20 protein-coding genes are annotated in these 23025 nt (G+C 65.3%); 11 read left to right on the top strand and 9 right to left on the bottom strand.

The window, feature by feature from the left end; translation table 11 throughout:
* Positions 1-112 precede the first annotated feature (112 nt).
* The 5 genes from HV786_RS08560 (at position 113) to HV786_RS08540 (ending at position 5041) form a co-directional block, all read left to right on the top strand.
* Entirely contained in the window at positions 113-733 is a 621-nt protein-coding gene (locus HV786_RS08560; protein WP_056317417.1) for a TRAP transporter small permease subunit, read from the top strand.
* Positions 730-2013 carry a TRAP transporter large permease gene (locus HV786_RS08555; RefSeq protein WP_128829428.1) on the top strand — a complete coding sequence of 428 codons (1284 nt, stop codon included), beginning with the start codon at positions 730-732 and terminating at the stop codon, positions 2011-2013. The genes HV786_RS08560 and HV786_RS08555 overlap by 4 nt, the downstream gene beginning before the upstream one ends.
* 68 nt (positions 2014-2081) lie before the next feature.
* On the top strand, positions 2082-2765 hold the full coding sequence (locus tag HV786_RS08550; protein WP_056317422.1) for a DUF2848 domain-containing protein: 684 nt from the start codon (positions 2082-2084) through the stop codon (positions 2763-2765).
* 90 nt (positions 2766-2855) lie between these two features.
* Complete coding sequence (locus HV786_RS08545) at positions 2856-4205, top strand: amidase (protein WP_128829494.1); 1350 nt, start codon at positions 2856-2858, stop codon at positions 4203-4205.
* 29 nt (positions 4206-4234) lie between these two features.
* Entirely contained in the window at positions 4235-5041 is an 807-nt protein-coding gene (locus HV786_RS08540; RefSeq protein WP_056317425.1) for a putative hydro-lyase, read from the top strand.
* Positions 5042-5095: 54 nt separating this feature from the next.
* On the opposite strand, the gene HV786_RS08535 is transcribed toward HV786_RS08540, so the two are convergent.
* The 5 genes from HV786_RS08535 to HV786_RS08515 form a co-directional block, all read right to left on the bottom strand.
* Positions 5096-6397, bottom strand: a complete 1302-nt coding sequence (locus HV786_RS08535) for an alpha/beta hydrolase (protein ID WP_158216732.1) — start codon at positions 6395-6397, stop codon at positions 5096-5098.
* A gap of 209 nt (positions 6398-6606) precedes the next feature.
* Positions 6607-7677 (bottom strand): porin, encoded by a 1071-nt coding sequence (locus HV786_RS08530; RefSeq protein ID WP_128829426.1) that lies wholly within the window; start codon positions 7675-7677, stop codon positions 6607-6609.
* A 332-nt stretch (positions 7678-8009) separates the two neighbouring features.
* Complete coding sequence (locus HV786_RS08525) at positions 8010-9311, bottom strand: TRAP transporter large permease (protein ID WP_128829425.1); 1302 nt, start codon at positions 9309-9311, stop codon at positions 8010-8012.
* Positions 9304-9804 carry a TRAP transporter small permease gene (locus tag HV786_RS08520; RefSeq protein ID WP_056317434.1) on the bottom strand — a complete coding sequence of 167 codons (501 nt, stop codon included), beginning with the start codon at positions 9802-9804 and terminating at the stop codon, positions 9304-9306. The genes HV786_RS08525 and HV786_RS08520 overlap by 8 nt, the downstream gene beginning before the upstream one ends.
* Positions 9805-9811: 7 nt before the next feature.
* The gene (locus HV786_RS08515) at positions 9812-10786 is read right to left on the bottom strand and encodes a TRAP transporter substrate-binding protein (RefSeq protein ID WP_056317437.1); all 975 of its coding nucleotides are present in this window, start codon (positions 10784-10786) and stop codon (positions 9812-9814) included.
* Between the two features lie 293 nt (positions 10787-11079).
* On the opposite strand from HV786_RS08515, the gene nudC reads away from it, so the two are divergent.
* The 3 genes from nudC (at position 11080) to HV786_RS08500 (ending at position 16208) form a co-directional block, all read left to right on the top strand.
* Positions 11080-11850, top strand: coding sequence for an NAD(+) diphosphatase (gene nudC / locus HV786_RS08510; RefSeq protein ID WP_128829424.1), 771 nt, complete (start codon positions 11080-11082; stop codon positions 11848-11850).
* Positions 11851-11986: 136 nt separating this feature from the next.
* Complete coding sequence (locus HV786_RS08505) at positions 11987-12496, top strand: winged helix DNA-binding protein (RefSeq protein WP_128829423.1); 510 nt, start codon at positions 11987-11989, stop codon at positions 12494-12496.
* A gap of 88 nt (positions 12497-12584) precedes the next feature.
* Positions 12585-16208, top strand: coding sequence for a hydantoinase B/oxoprolinase family protein (locus HV786_RS08500; protein WP_128829422.1), 3624 nt, complete (start codon positions 12585-12587; stop codon positions 16206-16208).
* A 25-nt stretch (positions 16209-16233) separates the two neighbouring features.
* On the opposite strand, the gene HV786_RS08495 is transcribed toward HV786_RS08500, so the two are convergent.
* Positions 16234-17268 (bottom strand): C45 family autoproteolytic acyltransferase/hydrolase, encoded by a 1035-nt coding sequence (locus tag HV786_RS08495; protein ID WP_128829421.1) that lies wholly within the window; start codon positions 17266-17268, stop codon positions 16234-16236.
* Positions 17269-17436: 168 nt separating this feature from the next.
* Between HV786_RS08495 and glnH the strand changes: the two genes are divergently transcribed.
* The 3 genes from glnH to glnQ all read left to right on the top strand — a co-directional run bounded on the left by glnH (position 17437) and on the right by glnQ (position 19706).
* On the top strand, positions 17437-18189 hold the full coding sequence (gene glnH / locus HV786_RS08490; protein WP_128829420.1) for a glutamine ABC transporter substrate-binding protein GlnH: 753 nt from the start codon (positions 17437-17439) through the stop codon (positions 18187-18189).
* A 135-nt stretch (positions 18190-18324) separates the two neighbouring features.
* The gene (gene glnP / locus HV786_RS08485; protein ID WP_056317451.1) at positions 18325-18981 is read left to right on the top strand and encodes a glutamine ABC transporter permease GlnP; all 657 of its coding nucleotides are present in this window, start codon (positions 18325-18327) and stop codon (positions 18979-18981) included.
* Entirely contained in the window at positions 18978-19706 is a 729-nt protein-coding gene (gene glnQ, locus HV786_RS08480) for a glutamine ABC transporter ATP-binding protein GlnQ (protein ID WP_128829419.1), read from the top strand. The genes glnP and glnQ overlap by 4 nt, the downstream gene beginning before the upstream one ends.
* A gap of 53 nt (positions 19707-19759) precedes the next feature.
* Here the strand turns inward: glnQ and HV786_RS08475 are convergent, their stop codons facing one another.
* From HV786_RS08475 to gmk, 3 genes are read right to left on the bottom strand one after another with little or no spacing between them, the layout of a single operon-like run.
* Positions 19760-22054 carry a RelA/SpoT family protein gene (locus HV786_RS08475; RefSeq protein WP_128829418.1) on the bottom strand — a complete coding sequence of 765 codons (2295 nt, stop codon included), beginning with the start codon at positions 22052-22054 and terminating at the stop codon, positions 19760-19762.
* Positions 22055-22076: 22 nt separating this feature from the next.
* A complete protein-coding gene (rpoZ, locus tag HV786_RS08470; RefSeq protein WP_006219679.1) occupies positions 22077-22280 on the bottom strand; it encodes a DNA-directed RNA polymerase subunit omega in 204 nt (67 codons plus the stop codon).
* Positions 22281-22324: 44 nt separating this feature from the next.
* A complete protein-coding gene (gmk, locus tag HV786_RS08465; RefSeq protein ID WP_128829417.1) occupies positions 22325-22957 on the bottom strand; it encodes a guanylate kinase in 633 nt (210 codons plus the stop codon).
* Positions 22958-23025: the final 68 nt, after the last annotated feature.

The raw sequence follows: 23025 nt of genomic DNA, 5'->3' as shown, positions 1-23025 counted from the left end.
CCCTGGGGCCGGCGCCAATTCCGGCCTGTGCGGCGCGCGGCAACCGTGACCCGGCATTCGGGTCGGCGGTGGCCGCCCGCGACGCCGGGTCGAGCCACCAGAGGTTCCTTTCATGACACAAACCGAACACTTCCGCCTGCTCGGCGGCCTGTTGCGGCGCGCCGAGAGCTTTTCCCGCGCAGCCGTCTGGGCCGGCGGCGCCCTGACGGTGGCTAGCGTGCTGCTGATCTCCTTCGACGTGCTGGCCCGCAAATTCCTGGGCTTCACGACCGGGGGCGCCGACGAATTGTCCAGCTACGCTTTTGCCATCAGCACATCGTGGGCTCTGGCCTTTGCCACGCTGCAACGCGCGAACGTGCGCGTCGACGTGCTTTACCAATTTTTGCCGGTACGCCTGTCGGCGGTGCTGGACTGGATCTCCATGGTGGCGCTGGCCGTCTTCATGGTGTTCCTCACTTATTACGCCTACGACGTGGTGGTGACCTCGTGGACCCAGAAGTCGGCAGCCAACACGCCGCTCGCCACGCCGCTTTGGATACCGCAAGGCCTGTGGTTGCTGGGCCTGGGCTGGATGTGCATCACGGTCGCGCTGATGCTGGCGCGCGCGTCGGCCGCGCTGGTCACGGGCGACATCGAACTGGTCAAGCAGATCTGCGGCGTGCGTTCCGCCCAGGAAGAGGCTGACGAAGAAGCCGCCGCTGGCGAGCGCATGGTGAAGGGAGAAGCCGCATGATTGCCACCGCCTTGACACTGCTGCTGGTCCTGATCGGCCTGTCGATCCCCGTGGGCGCAGCCCTGGGGGTGCTGGGCCTGATCCTGGACCCGATGTTCTCGATGCTGCCGCTGACGCGGGCCATCGGCGAGATTTCGTGGAGTTCGAACAACGAGTTCCTGCTGGTCGCGATTCCGCTTTTCATCATGCTGGGCGAGGTGCTGCTGCGCGCGGGCTTTGCCGAACGCATGTACAGCGCGATGAGCCTGTGGCTGTCGTGGCTGCCGGGCGGGTTGATGCACGCCAACATTGGCGCCTCGACGCTGTTCTCGGCGACCTCCGGCTCCAGCGTGGCAACGGCCGCCACCGTGGGCACCGTTGCCATTCCGCAGATCCGCAAGTACGGCTACAACGAACCGCTGTTCCTGGGCAGCCTTGCCGCGGGCGGCACCCTGGGCATCCTGATCCCGCCGTCGATCAACCTGGTCATTTATGGCGTGCTGACCAATTCGTCGGTGCCCAAGCTGTACCTGGCCGGCATCATTCCGGGCTTCGCCATGGCGGCGCTCTTCATGCTGACGGTCGTGATCGCCTGCGTGGCCAAGCCCTCGTGGGGCGGCAAGAAAATCCGCGCGACCTGGGGCGAGCGTATCGCCAGCCTGGTGCACCTGGCCCCGCCGCTTGGCATCTTCTTCCTGGTGGTCGGATCGATCTACGCCGGCCTGGCGACGCCAACCGAGGCGGCCGCGCTGGGCGTGCTGGGCGCATTCATCCTGGCGGCGTGGTACCGGCGTCTGACGTGGTCGATGCTGCGCGAGGTGCTGGAGGGCACGATGCGGTCCACGGCCATGATCATGCTGATCGTCATCGCCGCTAGCTTCCTGAACTTCATCATGTCCGCCACGGGTTTGACCGACGCGCTGACCAAGTCCATCACCGGACTGGGCCTGTCGCCGGGCTGGATGCTGCTGATCGTGGTGATCTTCTACCTGGTGCTGGGCTGCTTCATGGAAACGCTGTCCATGATGATCACGACCATCCCCATCGTGGCGCCCATCATGATCGGCCTGGGCTATGACCCGATCTGGCTCGGCATCGTCATCATCGTGCTGGTGGAAGCGGCGCTCATCACGCCGCCCGTCGGGTTGAACCTGTTCGTGGTGCAAAGCCTGCGCAAGAGCGGCTCCATGAGCGCGGTCATTGTCGGCAGCCTGCCGTTCGTGGGCGCCATGTTCGTGATGTTGGCGCTGCTGGCCTTCTGGCCGGACATCGCCCTGTGGCTGCCGCGCGCCTTCGGTTGATGCGCCCTTGATACCGGCGCGGCCCCGCGGCCGCGCCATTCCCCATCCCCCTTATTCGCAGGACTGATATGAAAGCCGTATTCCAGATCGACGACGCCAATCCCCGCCAGGTGGAAGTGACCTTCAACAGCGTGATCGTGGCCGGTTGGGCCGGGCGAGACATGGCCGCCATCGAGCATCACATCGAAGAGCTGGCCGCCATCGGCGTGCCGCGGCCCAGCAGCGTCCCGCTGTACTACCGCATCGCGGAGAACCAACTCACGCAGGCATCGAACGTGCAGGCGCTGGGCGAGGAATCGTCGGGCGAAGTCGAGACCTTTGTGTTCGCCGTCGATGGCGAAATGTACGTCAGCATCGCGTCCGACCACACCGACCGCAAGCTGGAGACCGTCAGCGTGGCGATGTCCAAGCAGGTCTGCGTCAAGCCTGTGGGCGCGCAAGCGTGGCGGCTGGCGGACGTGGCAGGGCACTGGGACGAACTCATCATCCGTGCCTACATCGTGGAAAACGGCGAGCAGGTGCTGTACCAGGAAGGCCCGCTGTCCACGCTGCGCACGCCCCAGGATCTGATTGCCGGCTACACGGGCGGCGGCGCCGTCCTGCCGGAAGGCGCGGGCATGACCTGCGGCACCGTGGCCGCCATTGGCGGCATCCGCCCGGCCGCCGACTTCACGATGGAGCTGCACGATCCGCGCCTGAACCGCACGCTGCGCCACCGCTATCATGTCGAGTCGCTGCCCGTGGTGGCCTGACCGCCAGCTTGCCGGGCATTGAACCCGGGCGCATTCCCTGCGAAGGCGCCCGTCCGAACACTTACGCCGCCAGGCGGCATTAGGACAATGATGGTTTCGACCTTGAATGATCTGACCACGGCCCTGCGCGAGGGCCGCAGCACCTCCGTCGCGTTGACCGAAGCCGCACTGGCGCGCGCGCAGGATCCGGCGGGCGAGGGCGCCCGCGCGTTCACCAAGCTTTATGCCGAGTCCGCGCTGGCGCAGGCGCGCGCGTCCGACACGCTGCGCGCGGCCGGCATCGTGCGGTCCGCAATCGAGGGGCTGCCCATCAGCATCAAGGACCTGTTCGACGTCCAGGGCGAAACCACGATGGCCGGTTCCGTGGCGCGCGAAGGGGAGCCCGCCGCCGAAGAGAGCGCCGAGGTCGTGCAGCGCCTGATCGCAGCCGGCGCCGTCATCATTGGCCGCACCAACATGACCGAGTTCGCGTACTCGGGCCTGGGTATCAATCCGCACTACGGCACGCCGCTCAATCCGTATGACCGCGCCACCGGCCGCATTCCGGGCGGCTCCTCGTCCGGGGCTGCCGTGTCGGTTGCCGACGGCATGGCCGTTGCCGGGATCGGATCGGACACGGGCGGTTCCGTGCGCATCCCCGCCGCGCTGTGCGGCCTGACCGGCTTCAAGCCCAGCGCGTGGCGCGTGTCCATGCAAGGCGTGCTGCCGTTGTCGGCAAACCTGGACTCCATCGGTCCCATCGCCGCCAGCGTCCGTTGCTGCGCTGAGCTGGACGCCATTTTGTCGGGCGATGCGGGGCCGTTGCCGCAGGCGTTGCCGGTGCGCGGCCTGCGCCTGGCCATCCCGACGACGTTGGCGCTGGATGCCATGGACAAGCACGTGTCGGACACCTTTGCGACGGCCGTGCAACGCCTGGAAGCGGCCGGGGCGCTGATCGACCGGATCGAGATTCCGGAGTTCGCCGCGCTGGCTTCCATCAACAGCAAGGGCGGCTTCACTGCCGCCGAGGCCTGGGCCTGGCACCAGGACCTGATCGCGCGTGCGGGCAAGCGTTACGATCCGCGCGTGGTGTCGCGGATCATGCGCGGGCAGGACATGTCCGCGGCCGATTACATCGCGCTGCTTGATGCGCGCGAGGCCTGGGTCGCGGCGGTGGACCACCGCATCGCCGGCTACGACGCGCTCATCATGCCCACGACGCCCATCGTGGCGCCGCCGGTGGCGGACCTGCAGGCCTCCGACGAGGCCTATTACGCTGCCAATGGTCTCATCCTGCGCAATCCCACCCTCATCAACTTCCTGGATGGCTGCGCGCTGTCCCTGCCGTGCCACGCACCGGGCACCGCGCCCGTGGGCCTGATGATCGCGGCCAGCAATGGCGCGGACCGCCGTGTGCTGGGCATCGGCTTGTCCGTGGAAGACCTGTTCGCCGGCCGCTGACCGGCAATCTTTTCGCAACGAGAGAATGCATGCCTGACGTAGATAACGTTAGAACCAGCCTGGCGCTTGCCCGCCAGGCGCGGCTGGATGCCCGCAGCGGACGCCTGACGGGCCCCACGGCGAATCTGGCGCCCGGACACGTGCAGGCCAACCTGGCGATCCTGCCGCGCGCCCTGGCGGCGGACTTTCTGCATTTTTGCCAGCGCAACCCCAAGCCGTGCCCCTTGCTGGCCATGTCCGAGCCCGGCGACCCGGCGTTGCCGGAGCTGGGCGCGGACATCGACATCCGCACCGATATTCCGCGATACCGGGTCTGGAAGGACGGCGAGCTGGTGGCCGAGCCGACGGACGTGCGCGACCTGTGGCGCGACGATCTCGTGTCATTTCTCATCGGCTGCTCGTTCTCGTTCGAAGAGGCGATGCTGGACAACGGCTTGCCTGTGCGCCACATCGAACAGGGCAGCAATGTGCCCATGTACCGCACCAACATCGCGACGCAGCCCGCAGGCGTATTCGGCGGTCCGCTGGTGGTGTCGATGCGGCCCTTGAAGGCCGCCGACGCCATTCGCGCCATTCAGGTCACGTCGCGGTTTCCGTCGGTGCATGGCGCGCCCGTGCACATCGGCGACCCGGCGCTGATCGGCATCGCGGATATCGGCAGCCCCGATTACGGCGATCCCGTCGAGATCCGGCCGGGCGAGATGCCGGTCTTTTGGGCCTGCGGCGTGACGCCGCAGTCCGTGGTGGCGGCGGTGCGCCCCGAGTTCTGCATCACGCATGCGCCCGGGCACATGCTGGTCACCGACCTGATCAACAGCCGCATGGCGGTGTTCTGATCCGAGCCGGTCGCAGGCGTCTGCGACCGGCCGTCCGCCACCGGCCGTCCCCCCTCAGCGCGTGAGCATCAAGGCTTTGACGCGCTGGTCGTAATCGGGCGGAAACGTCCAGAACCGCATTCCTTGCTGCGTATAGCCCTCTTGCAGGCCGCGTTCGGCCGGGGCCTTGTGCCACAGAAACTGCATCAGGACGTCGCTGCTGACCCAGGCGTTGCCGAACCAGAAACTGTGCTCACGCCGGTTCAGGTCCGGAATGGCCCGGGGATCCACCCAGATCATGTCGAAGTTCAACTGCTGCGAGGCGGCGTTGATGAACTGGACCTGCTCCTCGGTCAGGTCGTCGGCGCTGGGCCGGCCTGCGCGGGACGCGCGCTGGTGGCGCGCCGCAAAGCGCAGGGCGCGGTCGTCCAGGTTGGCGCCCAGGCTGACGCGTTCGGTCAGGTCGATGTATTGGCGCAGGTCGGTGACGAAGCGGTACGTGTCTTCATCCGGGGCCGCGAAATAGATCTGTCCCAGTCGCAAGCGTGCCCGCAGCGCCTCGCGGGTCTCGCCGTTCTTCGGCTGGGCCAGCGTCGCGAGTCCTTCACTGGCAATGCGCGCACCGGCGCTGAAGGCAAGCACGTTGATGTGCTCGGCGTTCGTGTTGCGCGCAAGCAGCTCGATCAGACGGGCAAACGCGGGCACGGACTGCCGCGCCGCGCGCACGTCGGTGGCATAGGCAAGCAGGCTGGCCGCCGAAGGCCACAGAAACACCAGCACCACGGCCTGCCGCCCCGTGAAGTGATGGAACTGGGCGGCCTGCGCGGTGCCGCGCCATACGGCGTTGTTGAAGCCATGCACGTAGATGATCAGGTCGCGGTGCCGGCTGACCGCCAAGGCGTCGTTGATGAGCGCGAAATAAGCCTGCGCCTCGGGCGAGCTTTCCGCGTCGCTTTGCGGGCCTAGCGCAACCAGCTCTTCCATGCGCTCCAGGCTGAGCACGGGCCGGCCGCGCTGGCTGCCCGACGTGGACAACTGGCGCAACTGATCCCAGTCCAATGTGCCGTCGCCGATCTGCACCTTGGCCACGCCCAGGCGCAGCGTGTCGCTGGGAAAGATCGAATAAAAGGGTTGGCGCGATTCGAGAAAAACGGCGCGGTTGGTGGCGTACAGCAGGGGAATGGCGGTGGTGTCGGCCGCGGCCTTGTGCGCGAACGGATCGACCTGACCGGTCGTGAATTTGACCGGCGTGGGCATCAGCTGCACCGGCGATGAACAGGCCGCCAGCAGCACGCTGACCGTCACCGCCATGGCCGTCCATGCCGTCCGCCGCAGGCGGTCAAGCGGGACAAGCGCGCAGGCATCGAGAAGACTCATACGGCGGGCCCGGTTCATGGTGAGGAAGCGGCGCCGCGGAGTATGGCGATGAACGCGCGGGGCCGGGGACATTCCACGGAAAACGGCAAGGCACGCGTGGGATTGTCGCCGTGGTCCAGGCGGCGATCAAGGGGGAGGGGGGTGTCTGACAACCTTGGGCGCCATCTTGGACGGAAGACGGCGTTACATGGGTATCAGACACCCGGGGTTTAGAAAATGTGCCTGAACCCCACCGCTGCGCCAAGCTGGTTGCTCTTGCCTGCGATTTCGCCGCTGGCGGCGTCGCTGACCTTGTTCCAGTCGACGGTGCCGTACAGTTGGGACCGCTTGGACAGCGAGTATTCAGCCACGGCGACCAGCGCGTAGCGTTTGCCCTTGTCGCCTTCCACGACCACGTTCTCGCTGCGGTCGTAGTAGGCCGCGCCCGTGATGGCCCAGCGCGGGGTGGCTTGCCAGGTCACGCCGGCGAAGTAGCCGTTGTCCTTGCGGTCCAGGCTGGCGGTGGTGGTGCCGCCCATGACGCCATTGACCCAACCGGTTTCGTCACGGCCGTTGAAGTAACCCGCGAAGACCTTGGCCGATTCGAATTGGTAGGACGCGTTCAGGTTCCAGGCGCGCTGGCGTTCGTCGGAATCGGTGGCGGCGTAGGTTTGCTGCCAGGCCGCGCCCAGGCCGAGCTGGCCGATCGTGTAGCGCAGGCTGGCGCCGTACTGCTGGCCGGCCTTGCGGTCGTCCCAGTCTTCGCCGTTGGCCCACGACGCCACGACGGACAGGTTGCCGAACGTGTTGGCGTACTTGGTCATGTTGTTGGTGCGCACGCGCGACATGGCGGCGGGCAGCCAGGCGTTCTGCTCGTAGTTGCCGACGGTCAGCGGGTCGAAGTAGTCGGCAAGCAGGTCGAACATGGGCGTGTTCTGCAGGCCCAGCGTCAGCGTGCCGATGCTGCCGCCGTCCAGGCCAACGTACGCCAGGCGGCTGAACGCCTTGGACGGATCGGAACCATTGCCGTTCTGCAGATTGATGCCGTTCTCCAGGCGGAAGAAGGCGCGGTTGCCATTGCCCAGGTCTTCCGAGCCGCGCAGGCCCCAACGGCTGTTGGAGATGGCGCCGTTTTCCATGCTGATGCGGCTGCCGTCTTGCCCAACGGAGCCGGAGCTGGTGCTCAGGTAGCGGATGCTGACGTCGGCGATGCCGTACAGGGTGACGCTGGTTTCAGCGTTGGCCGCGCCGGTGGCCAGGCCGAGGCCGGCTGCCGCCAGCGAGAGGGTGATGCGTTTCATGTTGGACTCCTCCAGGTGTAGCTGATTTATGGTTGCGCCGCGCTTGTGGCGTGGCTTGCCGCGCCCGGCGATTTTCCGGACGCCTGGCCGCTGCACCGACGCCGTGAATGGGCGCGGGTCCGGAGCAGCAGCCAGCTTTGCAGGGTTGCGTCCTGCCGGTGCCGCACAGGAACGCCTGGGGATTCTAAGAAAGTTGACGTGCGCGGAATATCGAAAAGATTCGGCGTTTTCCCGGGTTTACAGGCCGGCAAGCGCGCACCGCCTGAATAACGGACGGACGGAAAAGAAAAACCCCGTTCACGGAACGGGGTTTTTGTGGCGTTGGCGCGACGTTACAGCGTCATGTGCAGCGGCAACCAGGTGGCGATGCCAGGGGCCACATAAAGCAGCAGCACGGCCACGATCATCAGGATGAACATCGGCAGCGAGGCGCGCGCGATGTAGGGCAGTTCACGCCCGCTCATGCCGGACAGCACGAACAGGTTGAACCCCACTGGCGGCGTGATCTGCGCCATTTCCACCACGAACACGATGAAAATGCCGAACCAGATCAGGTCGATGCCGGCGGCTTGCACCGTCGGCAGCAGCACGCCCATGGTCAGCACCACGATCGAGATGCCGTCCAGGAAGCAACCCAGGATGATGAAGAACACCATCAGCGCCATGATGAGGCCGAACTGCGACAGACCAAGTCCGCCAATCCATTCCGCCAACGCGCGCGGCAGGCCGATGTAGCCCATCGCCAGCGTGAGGAACTGGGCGCCCGCCAGGATCAGCGCGATCATGCAATACAGGCGGGTGGCGCCCAGGAGCGACTGCTTGAACGTGGAGCCGTTAAGCGATCCCTGCAGCGCCGACAGGATCAGCGCGCCCACCACACCCACTGCCGCCGCTTCCGTGGCCGTCGCGATGCCGGTGTAGATCGAGCCCAGCACCGCGCCGATCAGCAGCAGCACCGGAATCAGATGGCGCGAGCGTGACAGCTTCTGCATGAACGTCAGGCCCGGATCCGCCGCCGGCACTTCGCCGGGATTGCGGATCGCCCACCAGGCGATGTAGCCGCTGAACAGCAGCGCGAGCAGGATGCCCGGAATGATGCCGGCGATGAACAGCTTGGCGATGGACACGTCCGCCGCCACGCCGTACACGATCATGATGATCGAGGGCGGGATCAGCAGACCGAGCGTGCCGGCGCCTGACAGCGTGCCGAGAATCTTATCCTCGGGGTAGCCGCGGCGGGTCAGCTCGGGGATGGTCATCTTGCCCACCGTCGCGCACGTGGCGGCCGACGAGCCCGACACGGCCGCGAAAATCGCGCAGCCGATCACGTTCGTGTGCAAGAGGCGCCCCGGCAACCGGTTCAGCCAGGGCGCAAGCCCCTTGAACAGGTCTTCGGAAAGCCGTGTGCGAAACAGGATTTCACCCATCCACAGAAAGAGCGGCAGGGCGGTCAACGTCCAGCTGGACGAGGCGCCCCAGATCGTGACGGCCATGGCGTCGCCGGCCGGGCGGCTGGAGAAGATCTCCATGCCGATCCAGGCGGTGCCCGCCAGGGTCAGGCCGACCCAGACCCCGCATCCAAGCAGGACGAAGATCGAGACGACCAATAAGGTGATGACGAGAAGTTCATTCATGGGTTTGCTGCGAGGTTGCGGCGGCGACGCCGCGCGAACGGCGGACCAGTTCGTCGACGAGTGCGATGAAGAACAGGATCGTGCCCACGGCCATGGTCGTTTGCGGGATCCAGAGCGGCGTGGCGTCGTTCGACGTGGAAATGTCGTTGAACAGCCAGGAGTCGTAGGTGAGCTTGACGCTGAAGAAGGCGAAGGCGGCGGCCAGCAGGCAACCCACGGCCAAGGCGAAGATGTCCAGCCGGCGGCTGCCAGCGGGATTCAGCGAATTGAGCAGCAGCGTCACACGGATGTGCTCGCCGTGCTTGAACGTGCTGGCCAGCGCAAGAAAGCCCGCGGCGGCCATGAAATAGCCGGCATAGGCGTCAGTGCCGGGAATGTTGAAGCTGAGCTGGCGGGCGATGATCGCCGCCAGCACCGAGACGAGTACACCTATCGTGCACAGGCCGGCCAGAAGGCCGGCCGCGCCGTACAGGTTATCTAGAAAACGGCGCATGGCGATATCACTGCTTCTTGTAGGCGTCGATCATGGCCTGGCCGTCCGCGCCAGCCTTCTTGAGCCAGTCGTCCAGCATGCGCTTGCCGATCACGCTCAGGCCTTCCTTGAGCTCAACCGTGGGCTGGATGGTTTCCATGCCGTTCTTGGCCAGTTCGGCCTGATACCACTTGTTCTTTTCCTGCGACAGCTTCCAGCCGCGCTCTTCGGCTTGCGCGGCAGCCTTCTTGAGCGCTTCCTGCGTGGCGGGGTCCAACGCGTCAAACGCCTTCTTGTTGACGATGATGGCGTTCTTGGGCAACCAGGCCTGCGTGTCGTAGAACTTCTTGATGTACTCGTACGTCTTGGTGTCGTAGCCGGTGGACGCCGACGACATGTACGAATCGATCACGCCCGTGGCCAGTGCCTGCGCCAGTTCGGCCTGCTGCACGGTGACGGGCTGCGCGCCGACCAGTTCGGCGATCTTGGCCGTGACCGGGCTGTAGGCGCGCCACTTCAGGCCCTTCATGTCGCTGATTTGCTTGATGTCCTTGTTGGCGAAGATGCCTTGGGGCGGCCATGCCACGGCGTACAGCAAGGTCATGCCTTGCGAGGCCAGCTTCTTTTCCAGGAACGGCTTCTGGGCCTGGTACAGCTTGAAGGATGCGTCGTAGCCGGTGGCCAGGAAGGGCAGGCCGTCCAGTTCGTAGATCGGGTCTTCGTTGGCGAAGTTGGTCAGCAGGATTTCGCCGATCTGGGCCTGGTTGCCTTGCACCGCGCGCTTGATTTCCGGCGCCTTGTACAGCGAGGCATTGTTGTGCAGCGTGATCTTGAGCTTGCCTTGCGACAGCGAGTCGACGTCCTTGATGAAGGTCGTCAGGTTCTCGACGTGGAAGTTGCTCGCCGGGTAGGCGCTGGGGAGGTCCCACTTGGTCTGGGCCTGTGCGCCCGCGCTGAATGCCAGGACGATGCTGCCGGTGAGCAGCGAGATTTTCTTGTACATGGTGGTCCTTCTTTGCGAATGGTGAAGTCGGGTCTGACCCGATAGGCATTGCGAAAAAAAGCATGCGCGGCGCGGCATCGCGCCGCCCGAGCGCCGTGCCATTCTATGTTGCTGTGCGGTAACAAAGCGCGGTAAATCGGCGTTTTACGGGTAATTCCTAGGAAGGGAATGTTGTTCATTGGTTGAAGGTTCAATGACGCCGCGAGGTCCACGCCTGGTGCGGCGCGCAGACCGGCTGTCAGCGCGTTTTTCTTCTAAGATTGCGGGATCGATGACGCGCCGAAGAGGGTCGTGTGAATTTCGTTTTTCGCCGTGATGAATTGCTGGTCGAGGTGTCGTCCAGCGTGTTGCCGGATTCGGCGTTGTGTGAACGCATCGGGCTTGGCGCCTCGGCCTTGCAGCCGGTCTGGATGCAGGCGGGGTCGCCGTATCGCACGGTCTGTGTTGACCCCGGCCTCGAAGCGCCCGAGGGTTACGCCTTCAAGAAACTGCGCTCGCTGTTCGGCGTGTTCGACGACGAAGGCATGGCGCTGGCCGGCCGCGCCTATCAAATCGCCGAATGGGCGAGAACCCACCGGTTCTGTGGCGCTTGCGGCACGCCTGCCGAACGTGTTGCGCACGAATTCTGCCTGCGCTGCCCGGCGTGCGGCCTGTCCGCATACCCGCGCATCTCGCCGGCGATGATGGTGCTGATCCGCAAAGGCGACAGCATTCTGCTGGCGCGTCACGCCAACGCGCCGACTGCCCGCTACACCGCGCTGGCCGGCTTCGTCGAGCCCGGCGAAAGCATCGAGCAGACTGTCCATCGCGAGGTCTTCGAAGAGGTCGGGCTGAAAGTCGGCAACCTGCAGTACTTCGGCAGCCAGCCGTGGCCGTTTCCGCATTCGCTGATGGTCGCGTTCACCGCGGACTACGTCTCTGGCGACATCCGGGTCCAGGAAGACGAAATTGCAGACGCGCGCTGGTTCGGGCCGGGCGACGCCATGCCCGAGATCGCGGCGCGCATTTCGATTGCCGGCTGGATGATCCGGGCCAATCTGCCCATGGGGTGGAACGCGCCCTGACGGCTTTACCGCGGCCTTAATCGCTAGGGGTATTCCCTCGAAACGAGGGATTTTTTGCCGTCCGCTGCCATTTTTTATTGATGAAATATAGATAAATTATTAGTATTTCATCCAATTAATCTTCGCTTGCGCCCTTATGAGCCCCACCTTGATAGCGTCGTCGGCACATCTTGCCGGCGGCAGCGCGCCCGACCTGTCCGAAGTGGAATTCGGGCTCATGATTGCCAGCCACGCCTTCGACCGCTGGACGGTGCGATGCATGGCTGCGGCGGGTCTGCCCGACCTGACGCCCACCGACGTGATGGTGTTCCACCATGTCTACCATCGTGAGCGTCCGAAGAAGCTGGCCGATATCTGCTTCACGCTCAATGTCGAAGACACCCATATCGTCAGCTATGCGCTCAAAAAGCTGGAACGTCTTGGCGTGGTGCGCGGCGAGCGCAGCAGCAAGGAAGTCTTCTACAGCGTCACCCCCGACGGCGCGGCGATCCTGAAGCGCTACGGCGAAATCCGCGAGCAATGCCTGACCGCCGGCCTGGACGGCCCGGGCGGGGGCGGTCTTGAATTCAGCCGGCAACTGGCGCACACGCTGCGCGCGCTTTCCGGCCTGTATGACCAGGCGGCCAGGGCCGCGACCTCTCTCTGAATCCAACATCCGGGGCAGGGCCCCGATCCATCCGCAACCCGACCGCGGCCGAACGCGCTGCGGCGGTCTCTTGTTTTCGAGGATACCTATGAAGTGGCAATTCTGGATTGACCGTGGGGGCACCTTCACCGACATCGTGGCGCGACGCCCCGATGGCACGACCACCACGGCGAAGATGCTGTCGGAAAACCCCGAGCAATACCGCGATGCGGCCGTTGCCGGCATCCGCAAGCTGCTGGGCATCGCACCCGGACAGCCCGTACCCACCGATCAGGTCGAGTGCGTGAAGATGGGCACCACGGTGGCCACCAATGCGCTGCTCGAGCGCAAGGGCGAGCGCACCTTGCTCGTCACGACGCGTGGATTCCGCGATGCCTTGCGCATCGCCTACCAGAACCGCCCGCGGCTCTTTGACCGCAACGTGCTGCTGCCCGAGATGCTGTACGAATCGGTCGTCGAGGCGGACGAGCGCGTGGCGGCCGACGGCGAGGTGATTCGTCCGCTGGACGAAGCCAGCCTGCGCCAGGACATGCAGGCTGCGTACGACAGCGGCATCCGCGCCGTCGCCATTGTGTTCATGCACGCTTGGCACGCCACCGCCCACGAGCAGCAGGCCGCGCGCATCGCCGCCGAGATCGGCTTCACGCAGGTGTCCGTATCGCACGAGGTCAGCCCGCTGATCAAGTTCGTCTCGCGCGGCGACACGACCGTGGTGGACGCGTATCTGTCGCCCATCCTGAAGCGCTACGTGGACCAGGTGGCCGGCGAACTGCCCGGCATCCGCCTCATGTTCATGCAGTCCAGCGGCGGCCTGACCGATGCCCACCGTTTCCGCGGCAAGGACGCGATCTTGTCCGGTCCGGCCGGCGGCATCGTGGGCATGGTTCGGACCAGCGAAATCGCTGGCTTTCCGAAGGTGATCGGCTTTGACATGGGCGGCACGTCCACCGATGTGTCGCACTACGCAGGCGAGTTCGAACGCGAGTTCGAAACCCAGGTGGCCGGCGTGCGCATGCGCGCGCCCATGATGAGCATTCACACGGTCGCGGCCGGCGGCGGCTCCATCCTGCATTTTGACGGCGCGCGACTGCGCGTCGGGCCCGATTCCGCGGGCGCCAATCCTGGCCCGGCGTGCTATCGCCGCGGCGGCCCGCTGGCCGTCACGGACTGCAACGTGCTGCTGGGCAAGATTCAACCCGAATTCTTCCCGAACGTGTTTGGCCCCGAGGCAAACGAGCCTCTGGATCGCGACGCCGTGGTCGAACGCTTTTCCGCCATGGCCGCTGAAGTGCTTGCGGCCACCGGCCGCGAGATGTCGCCGGAGCAGCTGGCCGAGGGCTTTTTGCAGATCGCGGTGGGCAACATGGCCGAAGCCATCAAGCGCATCTCGGTGCAGCGCGGCCACGACGTGACCGAATACGCGCTGACCGTGTTTGGCGGCGCGGGCGGGCAGCATGCCTGCCTGGTGGCGGACGCGCTGGGCATGACGACCGTCTTTGCCCACCCGCTGGGCGGCGTGCTGTCGGCCTATGGCATGGGCTTGGCGGATCAGACGGACATGCGCCAGAAGACCGTCGAAAAGGTGCTGGACGCGTCCCTGATGGGCGAGCTGAAAGCGGAACTGGATGTCCTGGCCGACCAGGCGGTTGGCGAACTGCGCCGCCAGCATGTGGCCGAGGCTGACATCTCCGTGCAGCGCCGCCTGCACCTGAAGTATCGCGGCACCGACACCGCGCTGGAAGTGGCGTTCTCGGATCTGGCGCAGGCGCGCAGCGACTTCGAGGCGGCCTATCGCCAGCGCTATTCGTTCCTGATGCCCAACCGCGAGCTGGTGGTCGAGACCATTTCGGTCGAGGCCACGGGCGGCGGCGAGCGCGTGGGCGAAGCGGCCACGTCGCGCACCCGCATGGGCGCGCTGGCGGCTCGCCGCGTGGTCAGCATGTACAGCGCGGGCGCCTGGCGCGATACGCCGCTGTACGTGCGTGAAGACATGGCTGGTGGCGACGTGGTCGCGGGACCGGCCATCATTTCCGAGCCCAACCAGACCACGATCGTGGAACCGGGCTGGCAGGCGGAGCTGACGTCGCAGGACCACTTCGTGATCCGCCGCGTCGAGGCGCGTCCCGAGCAGCGCAAGGTCGGCACGCAAGCCGACCCCGTCATGCTTGAAGTGTTCAACAACCTGTTCATGTCGATCGCCGAACAGATGGGCTACCGCCTGCAGAACACGGCGTACTCGGTCAACATCAAGGAGCGTCTGGACTTCTCCTGCGCCATCTTCGACGCGCAGGCGCGCTTGATCGCCAACGCGCCGCACATGCCCGTGCATCTGGGTTCCATGGGCGAATCGGTGCGCACGGTCATGAACGCCAACGCCGGCAAGATGCAGCCGGGCGACGCGTACGTGGTGAACGACCCGTACCACGGCGGCACGCACCTGCCTGATGTCACGGTGATCACGCCGGTGTTCGACAAGGCGGGGCGCGAGATCCTGTTCTATGTGGGATCGCGCGGCCACCATGCCGATATCGGCGGGACCACGCCGGGCTCCATGCCGCCGGACTCCAAGACGGTCGAAGACGAAGGCGTGCTGTTCACGAACTTCCAGCTCGTCAAGAACGGCGAGTTCCGCGAAGAGGCCGCGCGCGAGATCCTGGGGTCGGGCCGCTGGCCGGCGCGCAATCCGGACCAGAACATCGCCGACATGCACGCGCAGATCGCCGCCAACGAAAAGGGCGTGCAAGAGCTGCTGCGCATGTGCGACCACTTCGGCCTGGAGGTTGTTCGCGCCTACATGGGCCACGTGCAGGACAACGCCGAAGAGGCGGTGCGTCGCGTGATCTCGGTGCTCAAGGACGGCAGCTACGAGTACCCGCTGGACAACGGCGCGGTCATCCGCGTGGCGGTGCGTGTGGATACCGAGGCGCGCAGCGCCGTGGTGGATTTCACGGGCACGTCGCCGCAGTTGGACAACAACTTCAACGCGCCCGGTGCGATTGCCGTGGCCGCGGTGCTGTATGTGTTCCGCACGATGGTCAATGACGACATCCCGCTGAACGACGGCTGCCTCGTGCCGCTGACCATCATCCTGCCCGAAGGGTCGATGCTGCGCCCGAACCCGCCCGCTTCGGTGGTCGCGGGCAATGTGGAGACCTCCATGTGCATCGTCAACGCACTGTACGGGGCGTTGGGGGTGCTGGCCGCCAGCCAGGGCACGATGAACAACTTCACGTTCGGCAATGCGCGTCATCAGTACTACGAGACCATTTCGGGCGGCACTGGCGCCGGTCCGGTCCGTATCGACGCGGCCGGTCCGCACGACGAGGGCTTTGCTGGTACATCGGTGGTGCAGGCGCACATGACCAACTCGCGCCTGACCGATCCGGAAGTGCTGGAGTTCCGATTCCCGGTGCGTCTGGAGTCCTACGAGATCCGCAAGGGCTCGGGCGGCGCGGGCCGGTATCCGGGCGGTGACGGCGGCGTGCGCCGCATCCGCTTCCTGGAAGACATGACCGCGGCCATCCTGTCGAACAACCGGCGTTACGCGCCGTTCGGCCTGGCTGGCGGCCAGCCGGGCGCCATGGGCCGCAATACGGTTGAACGCGCGGACGGCACCATCGAGGAACTCGGTCCCCAGGACAGCGCGCAGCTGCGGCCGGGCGATGTGTTCGTCGTGGAAACGCCGGGAGGCGGCGGCTACGGCGCGCAGTAATGCCCGCCGCGATGTCCGGTCCCGTTCATTCGGGATCGGACATCACGTCCAGCGCGATATCCGCGCGCGCATGGCGGTCGTAAACACGCAGGACGACGGCCTCATCGGTGATTTCGAACATCGCCGTGGCCAGCGTGTTCTCATCGTCGGGGTCGTCCTTTGCCGTGCGCAGGATCGGCAGCTGGCCCTGGGTATCGAGCAGGGCGGCAAGCATGTCGGCGTGGGTCGATTCCGGCAACCACCCATCCACCAGGCCTTCGATCCGGTTCTGCCGCGCCCGCGACGAGTCGGTGACGAGCTGCGCCTGGCCTCGCGTGGCGGCGTGCACCATGTGATTGGCATGGCCGTAGCGCCGGCCGACTTCCTGGATGGACACCGATCCCGGCGTCACCTCGGCGCTGAGCATACGCGCATCGCCGGCCGCGCCCAACAGATGATGAAATCCGCCAGCATGGGGCTGCTCGCGCAATAGCGTGACGGCCTCGTCGACCGTCGTGCAGTCCAGCACGGCCCGCGCCAGGAACATTCGGGGTACGCCCGCATGCCGCTGCCGGGTACGCAGGTTGTTGATGGTTTGCACGAGGCCCGCGCGGTTGGCGGCAAACGTGTGACCGGGCAGCGAGCCCGGGTAATAGAAGCTCAGATAGCCGGGCGCATCGTCCAGCGCGACATCCACCAGATGGCAGCGGCCATACAGAAACGGATCGCCGTCCTCGTTGTGGCCGATCCAGCGCGATCCGTCTGCCGCCCGCATGGCGACCGACGTGCACCCATCCGTGGTGCTGTGCAGCAGATCGCCCCGGCAATGCCATAGCAGCACGTCGCTGACCGGCATGCGCAAGCCTTCAGCCAGACCTTCAAGTTCTTCCCATAGCTGCGGCAGGGCAGCCTGCGCCTGTTGGGCCAGATCATCGACGAAGGGGTGGCCGCGCCACGGGCGCAGGGCGCTCCAGGTGCCGCTCTGGTCCAGATAGGTCCCCATGATGGGGCGGGCCAGCTTGCCAAGCGCCAGGCCGACCTGGCGGCGGTTTCCAGCGATGCGCACATATTTGTAGGCCATCGAAAACCTCCGGATGTCTCGCGGATTGTAAGGGGTCCGCCACCCGCCGGGGCGTGGATTGTTGCGTTAAGATCGTCGGTAAGTTGCGTTGGCGATCCCGGCGCGACCCAGGAATCATGCCCTTACAACAAGCCCGGGGTGCCCTGCGCTCCCCAAGAGGAGAGTTTCATGATCAAACGTAAAGTCGCCGCCGCAATGGTGGGCCTGTCGCTGACCCTGTTCGGCGCCGCTTCCGCCGTGCAGGCCCAGGGCAAGGAATTGGTGGTGGCCACCGATACCGCTTTCGTGCCGTTCGAATTCAAGCAGGGCAACACTTACGTCGGGTTCGACGTGGACCTGTGGGCGGCCATCGCGAAGGAACTCAACCTCAAGTACAAGCTGCAGCCGATGGACTTCGCCGGCATCATTCCCGGCTTGCAAACGAAGAACATCGATGCCGCGCTGGCCGGTATCACGATACGCGACGATCGCAAGAAGGTCATCGATTTCTCGGATCCCTACTACGAAAGCGGCCTGGCCATCCTGGTCGGCGAAAAGAACACCGACATCAAGGACGCCAAGTCCCTGGCCGGCAAGACCGTTGCGGTCAAGACCGGCACGGCGACGGTGGACTTCCTGAAGGCGCAGGTGCCCGACGCCAAGCTCAAGCTGTTCCCGAACATCGACAACGCCTATCTCGAACTGGCAACCGGCCGCGTCGACGCCGCCGTGCACGATACGCCCAACGTCCAGTACTACGCCAATACCGCGGGCAAGGGCCGCGTGAAGGTGGTCGGCTCGGTCAAGAGCGGCGACTTCTACGGCATTGCGTTCCCCAAGGGCAGCGAATTGGTGCCCGAGGTCAACAAGGCGCTCGCCACGCTGAAGGCCAACGGCGAGTACGACAAGATCTACACCAAGTGGTTCGGCAAGAAGCCCTGACCGGCTGGGCAAGCGGCATTTTCTAAGGACGCGCCGCCTGAACCGCGGTCAAGGGCGCGGCGACAGCCGCCACCCTTGCCGCGGGCGCGTCCGCCATGATGTGGGCGCGCCCGCGCGCGCCATTGGGGGAAGATCGTGGAGTTTGACTGGGCTGTCATCGAGGACGCGTTACCCAATCTGCTGACGGGTACGCTCATGACCATCAAGATCACCTTCTGGGGCCTGGCGGGCGGTTTCCTGCTCGGCGCGCTTTCGGGCGTGACGCGGGCCTACGGGAACGCGGTGCTCTCGGGCATCACGCAGGTGTATGTCGCGGTCATCCGCGGCACGCCGATCGTGGTGCAGGTCATGTTCATCTACTTTGCGCTGCCGCTGTTGGCGGACATCCGGGTAGACGCCGAATTCGCGGCGATCGCCACCCTCATCATCAACTCGGGGGCGTACATCTCGGAAATCGTGCGCGGATCGCTGCTGTCGGTCCACAAGGGGCTGAAGGAAGCAGGGCAGGCAATGGGCCTGCCCTTTTACAAGATCCTGCTGCACATCATCGGGCCGGTCGCCTTTCGGCGCATGATTCCGCCGCTGGGCAACCAGTGCATCATCAGCCTGAAGGATTCCTCGCTGTTCATCGTGATCGGCGTGGCGGAGCTGACCCGGCAAGGGCAGGAAATCATGGCCAGCAACTTTCGGGCGGTCGAAATCTGGTCCGCGGTGGCGATCATCTACCTGATCCTCACGGGCCTGATGGCGTTGACCCTGCATCTGGTCGAAAAGAGGATGCGCATCATATGAGCATGGTTGAATTTCATAACGTCACCAAGCGCTTTGGCGACTCGACGGTGCTGAACGACATCTCGCTCAACATCGATGCCGGGGAGGTCGTGGTGGTGGTCGGGCCGTCCGGGTCGGGCAAGTCCACTTTCCTGCGCTGCATCAATGTGCTGGAGACGATCAACGACGGCGATCTGCTGGTGGACGGTCTGAGCGTCAAGGGCGATGCGGCGACGGTGCGCGAGATCCGGCGCGAAGCCGGCATGGTGTTCCAGCAGTTCAATCTGTTCCCGCAGATGACGGCGCTGGAAAACGTCATGTTCGGACCGGTCCACACCCGCGGCCAAAGCCGGGCCGAGGCGCGCGAGCTGGCCGAGAGCCTGCTGGCCAAGGTGGGCCTGGCCGAACGCATGAAGCACTATCCAGCCGAACTATCGGGCGGGCAGCAGCAGCGCGTGGCCATCGCCCGCGCGCTGGCCATCATGCCCAAGCTGATGCTGTTCGATGAGCCCACGTCCGCGCTCGACCCCGAGCTGCGCCACGAGGTGCTCAAGGTCATGCGCGATCTGGCCGAGGAGGGCATGACGATGGTGGTCGTGACGCACGAGATGGAATTCGCGCGCAAGGTCGGCAGCCGGCTGATCTTCATCGATGCGGGCAAAATCGCCCATGACGGGCCGCCGGAAGAACTGCTGAGCAATCCGCCCAGCCAGCGTCTGAAGGACTTCCTGCAGCACGTGACCTGAAAAGAAAAAAGCGTCCGGTTTATAGCCGGACGCTTTTTGCTTGGGGCCTCGCCTCAACCCTTCACGCGGACGATCTTCTGCACTTGCGGCACGTGCCGGATGGCGCGAATGACCTGCGCCAGGTGCTTGCGGCTGTCGACCTGGATGGTCAGGTGCAGCGACACGGTGGCGACGGCGTCGTCGTGCATCGTGACATGCACGATGTTGGCATCGGCCGCGGTGACTTCCGCCGCCAGCCGGCCCAGCACGCCGCGTTCGTTGCGGGTGACGATGTCCAGGCGCGTGGCCAGGTGCTTGGCCGTTTGCGCATCCCAACCCACGTTGATCCAGCGCTCGGGTTCGCGCAGGCGCTGGCGCAACGCGACGGGGCAATCTGCCGTGTGCACCACCAGCCCATGACCCATGCGCATCCCGGCCACGATCGGGTCGCCGGGCAGCGGGCCGCAGCAAGGCGCAAGTTGCACCGCCTGGCCTTCGTTGCCCTGGATCAGGATGGGGGCGCTGCGCGCCGAGGTCAGTTCGTCCACCGCCGCCGCCGTGGTGGCGACCAGTTGATGTTCCGGCGCGAAACGGCGGGCAACCACCGCGGCCAGCCGCTTGCCCAGGCCGATGTCGGCCAGGATTTCCTCGCGCGAGCTGGCGCCGGTGCTGCGCGCCAGCTTTTGCCAGCCGGGGTCGTCGGTGGCGGGCAGCGGCATGTGCAGTTCCTGCATGGCCTGGGCCAGCAACCGCTCGCCGAAGGCCACGGACTCTTCGTACTTGACCGTGCGCAGGTAGTGGCGGATTTCCGAGCGTGCGCGGCCCGTGCGCACATAGTTCAGCCATTGCGCATTGGGACGCGAGGCCGGCGACGTGACGATCTCGACGGTGTCGCCGCTGCTTAGTTCAGTGCGCAGCGGAACGAATTCGCCGTTGACCTTGGCCGCCACGGCTTGGTTGCCGATGTCGGTGTGGATGGCGTAGGCAAAGTCGACGGGCGTGGCGCCGCGGGGCAGGGAAATGATCTTGCCGCGGGGCGTGAACACGTACACCGCGTCCGGGAACAGGTCGACCTTGACGTGCTCGAGGAATTCGCCGGAATCGCCGGTCTGGCTCTGGATGTCCAGCAGCGACTGCAGCCACTGGTGCGTGCGCTTTTGCAGGTCATTGAGCGTCAGGTCCGCGCCCTTGTACAGCCAGTGGGACGCCACGCCTTCCTCGGCGACATGGTGCATGTCGCGCGTGCGGAACTGGAATTCCACCGGGGTGCCGTAGGGGCCTACCAGCGTGGTGTGCAGGGACTGGTAGCCGTTCACCTTGGGGATGGCGATGTAGTCCTTGAACTTGCCGGGCACCGGGCGGAACAGCTGATGCAGCGTGCCCAGCGCCAGGTAGCACTCGGGCAGCGTATGGACCACGATGCGGAACCCGTAGATGTCCAGCACGTCCGAGAAAGACTTCTTCTGGTCGACCATCTTGCGGTAGATGCCGAACAGGGTTTTTTCGCGGCCGCTGACCTCGGCTTCGATGCCGGCGGCGGGCAGGGCGGCGCGCACGGAATCGGCGATCTTGGTGATGACCTCGCGGCGATTGCCGCGCGCCGCCAGGACCGCCTTGTACAGGACCTGGTAGCGATTCGGGTACATCGCGGCAAAGCACAGGTCCTGCAGCTCGCGGAACAGCAGGTTCAGGCCAAGGCGATGCGCGATGGGCGCATAGATATCCAGCGTTTCGCGCGCGATGCGGCGGCGCTTTTCGGGATTGACCGCGTCCAGCGTGCGCATGTTGTGCAGGCGGTCGGCCAGTTTGATGAGGATGACGCGCACGTCGCGCGCCATCGCCAACAGCATTTTCCGGAAGCTCTCGGCCTGTTGCTCGGCCTTGGTGGCGAAATCCAGGCGATCAAGCTTGGACAGGCCATCGACCAGTTCGGCGACTTCCGGCCCGAATTTCTCGGCAAGCTCGTGCTTGGCGATGCCCTGGTCTTCCATTACGTCATGCAGCAGGGCGGCAGACAGCGCGTTGACGTCGAGCTTCCAGCCTGCGCAGATTTCGGTGACGGCGATGGGATGAGAGATGTAGGGCGAACCGCTGGCGCGGAATTGCCCAAGATGCGCCTGGTCCGCGAAGCGATAAGCTTCGCGCACGCGCTCAACATCGTTCTTGTCGAGATAGCTGCCGATGATTTCGGTCAGCGGCGCCAGCGAGGCGACCGGAGATCCGGTCACGTCCGCCGCTTCTTGCGCGGCGACGGACTGTGGCGTAGGGGAATTCTTGTCTTTCTTGCCCGTGCGGCGCCCAAGACGGGAGCCGGCACGCAGTGCGGCAAGCAGACCAGATGAAGCGTACTTCAGCCCGGGAAAAGCCATGCTTGCAGCCCCCCGGAGAGTGTCAGGTGGGAACTTTACGCAGCATTTCAACGCCGGTGAGGCCGCCAGCGATTTCGCGCAAGGCAGTGACCGTGGGCTTGTCTTTGCTGTCCAGGCGCGGGGCGTGGCCTTGCGCCAATTCACGGGCGCGGTACGTCGCGGCCAGCGTGAGCTTGAAACGGTTGGGGATTTGATTCAGACAGTCTTCGACAGTGATGCGAGCCATTAGGACACCTGGTGCTGATGGATGATGGAGAGAATGCGTTCGGCTCAGTGTTCGGCCGGGATGCCAAGTTGCGCAAACAACTGAGCGTGGCGGGCGGCCTGAGACGAAAAGCGCAGCCGTGCGGCGCTGACGATTTGGGTCAGCTCCGACAGGGCTACGCTAAATTCTTGATTAATAATAACATATTCGCATTCAGGCGCGTGGGCGATTTCGCCGCCCGCCGCCATGAGCCGGCGGGCGATCACGTGCGGCTCATCCTGGCCGCGCGCCTTCAGGCGGCTTTCGAGCTCGTCGATGGACGGCGGCAGCACGAAAATGCCGATCGCGCGGGGAAAACGCTGCTTTACCTGGCGCGCGCCTTGCCAGTCGATTTCCAGAAGCACGTCGCGTCCCTGGGCGGTGGCCTCGTCGATGCGGTCGCGCGGCGTGCCGTAGAAATTGCCGTGGACCTCTGCCCATTCCAGCAGGTTCTGGCCTTCACGCATGCGCTTGAAATCGTCCAGCGACACAAACCGGTATTCGCGGCCGTCTTCCTCGCCGGGGCGGGGAGCGCGCGTGGTGCAGGAGATGGAGAGCAGGATGGAGGGGTCTTGGGCAAGCAGGGCCTTTACGAGGCTGGATTTGCCGGCGCCGCTGGGCGCGACGACCATGAAGACGTTTCCGGGAGTGGCGTGCATGAATGAATGTGACCGGCGTGTGATGCTGAGACTCGAAGAATAGCAAATCGCGCGGGTGGCCGCGCGCG

Origin of the sequence: Achromobacter mucicolens (assembly GCF_902859725.1) — a bacterium.
GTDB lineage: Bacteria > Pseudomonadota > Gammaproteobacteria > Burkholderiales > Burkholderiaceae_B > Achromobacter > Achromobacter mucicolens.
The sequence above is the reverse complement of the archived record's forward strand: the minus strand, read 5'-3'. Positions and strand labels throughout refer to the sequence as shown.

Coding starts and splice junctions, on each gene's coding strand:
- HV786_RS08560 (WP_056317417.1), top strand. CDS start 113: ATGACACAAACCGAACACTTCCGCCTGCTCGGCGGCCTGTTGCGGCGC.
- HV786_RS08555 (WP_128829428.1), top strand. CDS start 730: ATGATTGCCACCGCCTTGACACTGCTGCTGGTCCTGATCGGCCTGTCG.
- HV786_RS08550 (WP_056317422.1), top strand. CDS start 2,082: ATGAAAGCCGTATTCCAGATCGACGACGCCAATCCCCGCCAGGTGGAA.
- HV786_RS08545 (WP_128829494.1), top strand. CDS start 2,856: ATGGTTTCGACCTTGAATGATCTGACCACGGCCCTGCGCGAGGGCCGC.
- HV786_RS08540 (WP_056317425.1), top strand. CDS start 4,235: ATGCCTGACGTAGATAACGTTAGAACCAGCCTGGCGCTTGCCCGCCAG.
- HV786_RS08535 (WP_158216732.1), bottom strand. CDS start 6,397: ATGAGTCTTCTCGATGCCTGCGCGCTTGTCCCGCTTGACCGCCTGCGG.
- HV786_RS08530 (WP_128829426.1), bottom strand. CDS start 7,677: ATGAAACGCATCACCCTCTCGCTGGCGGCAGCCGGCCTCGGCCTGGCC.
- HV786_RS08525 (WP_128829425.1), bottom strand. CDS start 9,311: ATGAATGAACTTCTCGTCATCACCTTATTGGTCGTCTCGATCTTCGTC.
- HV786_RS08520 (WP_056317434.1), bottom strand. CDS start 9,804: ATGCGCCGTTTTCTAGATAACCTGTACGGCGCGGCCGGCCTTCTGGCC.
- HV786_RS08515 (WP_056317437.1), bottom strand. CDS start 10,786: ATGTACAAGAAAATCTCGCTGCTCACCGGCAGCATCGTCCTGGCATTC.
- HV786_RS08505 (WP_128829423.1), top strand. CDS start 11,987: ATGAGCCCCACCTTGATAGCGTCGTCGGCACATCTTGCCGGCGGCAGC.
- HV786_RS08500 (WP_128829422.1), top strand. CDS start 12,585: ATGAAGTGGCAATTCTGGATTGACCGTGGGGGCACCTTCACCGACATC.
- HV786_RS08495 (WP_128829421.1), bottom strand. CDS start 17,268: ATGGCCTACAAATATGTGCGCATCGCTGGAAACCGCCGCCAGGTCGGC.
- glnH (WP_128829420.1), top strand. CDS start 17,437: ATGATCAAACGTAAAGTCGCCGCCGCAATGGTGGGCCTGTCGCTGACC.
- glnQ (WP_128829419.1), top strand. CDS start 18,978: ATGAGCATGGTTGAATTTCATAACGTCACCAAGCGCTTTGGCGACTCG.
- HV786_RS08475 (WP_128829418.1), bottom strand. CDS start 22,054: ATGGCTTTTCCCGGGCTGAAGTACGCTTCATCTGGTCTGCTTGCCGCA.
- rpoZ (WP_006219679.1), bottom strand. CDS start 22,280: ATGGCTCGCATCACTGTCGAAGACTGTCTGAATCAAATCCCCAACCGT.
- gmk (WP_128829417.1), bottom strand. CDS start 22,957: ATGCACGCCACTCCCGGAAACGTCTTCATGGTCGTCGCGCCCAGCGGC.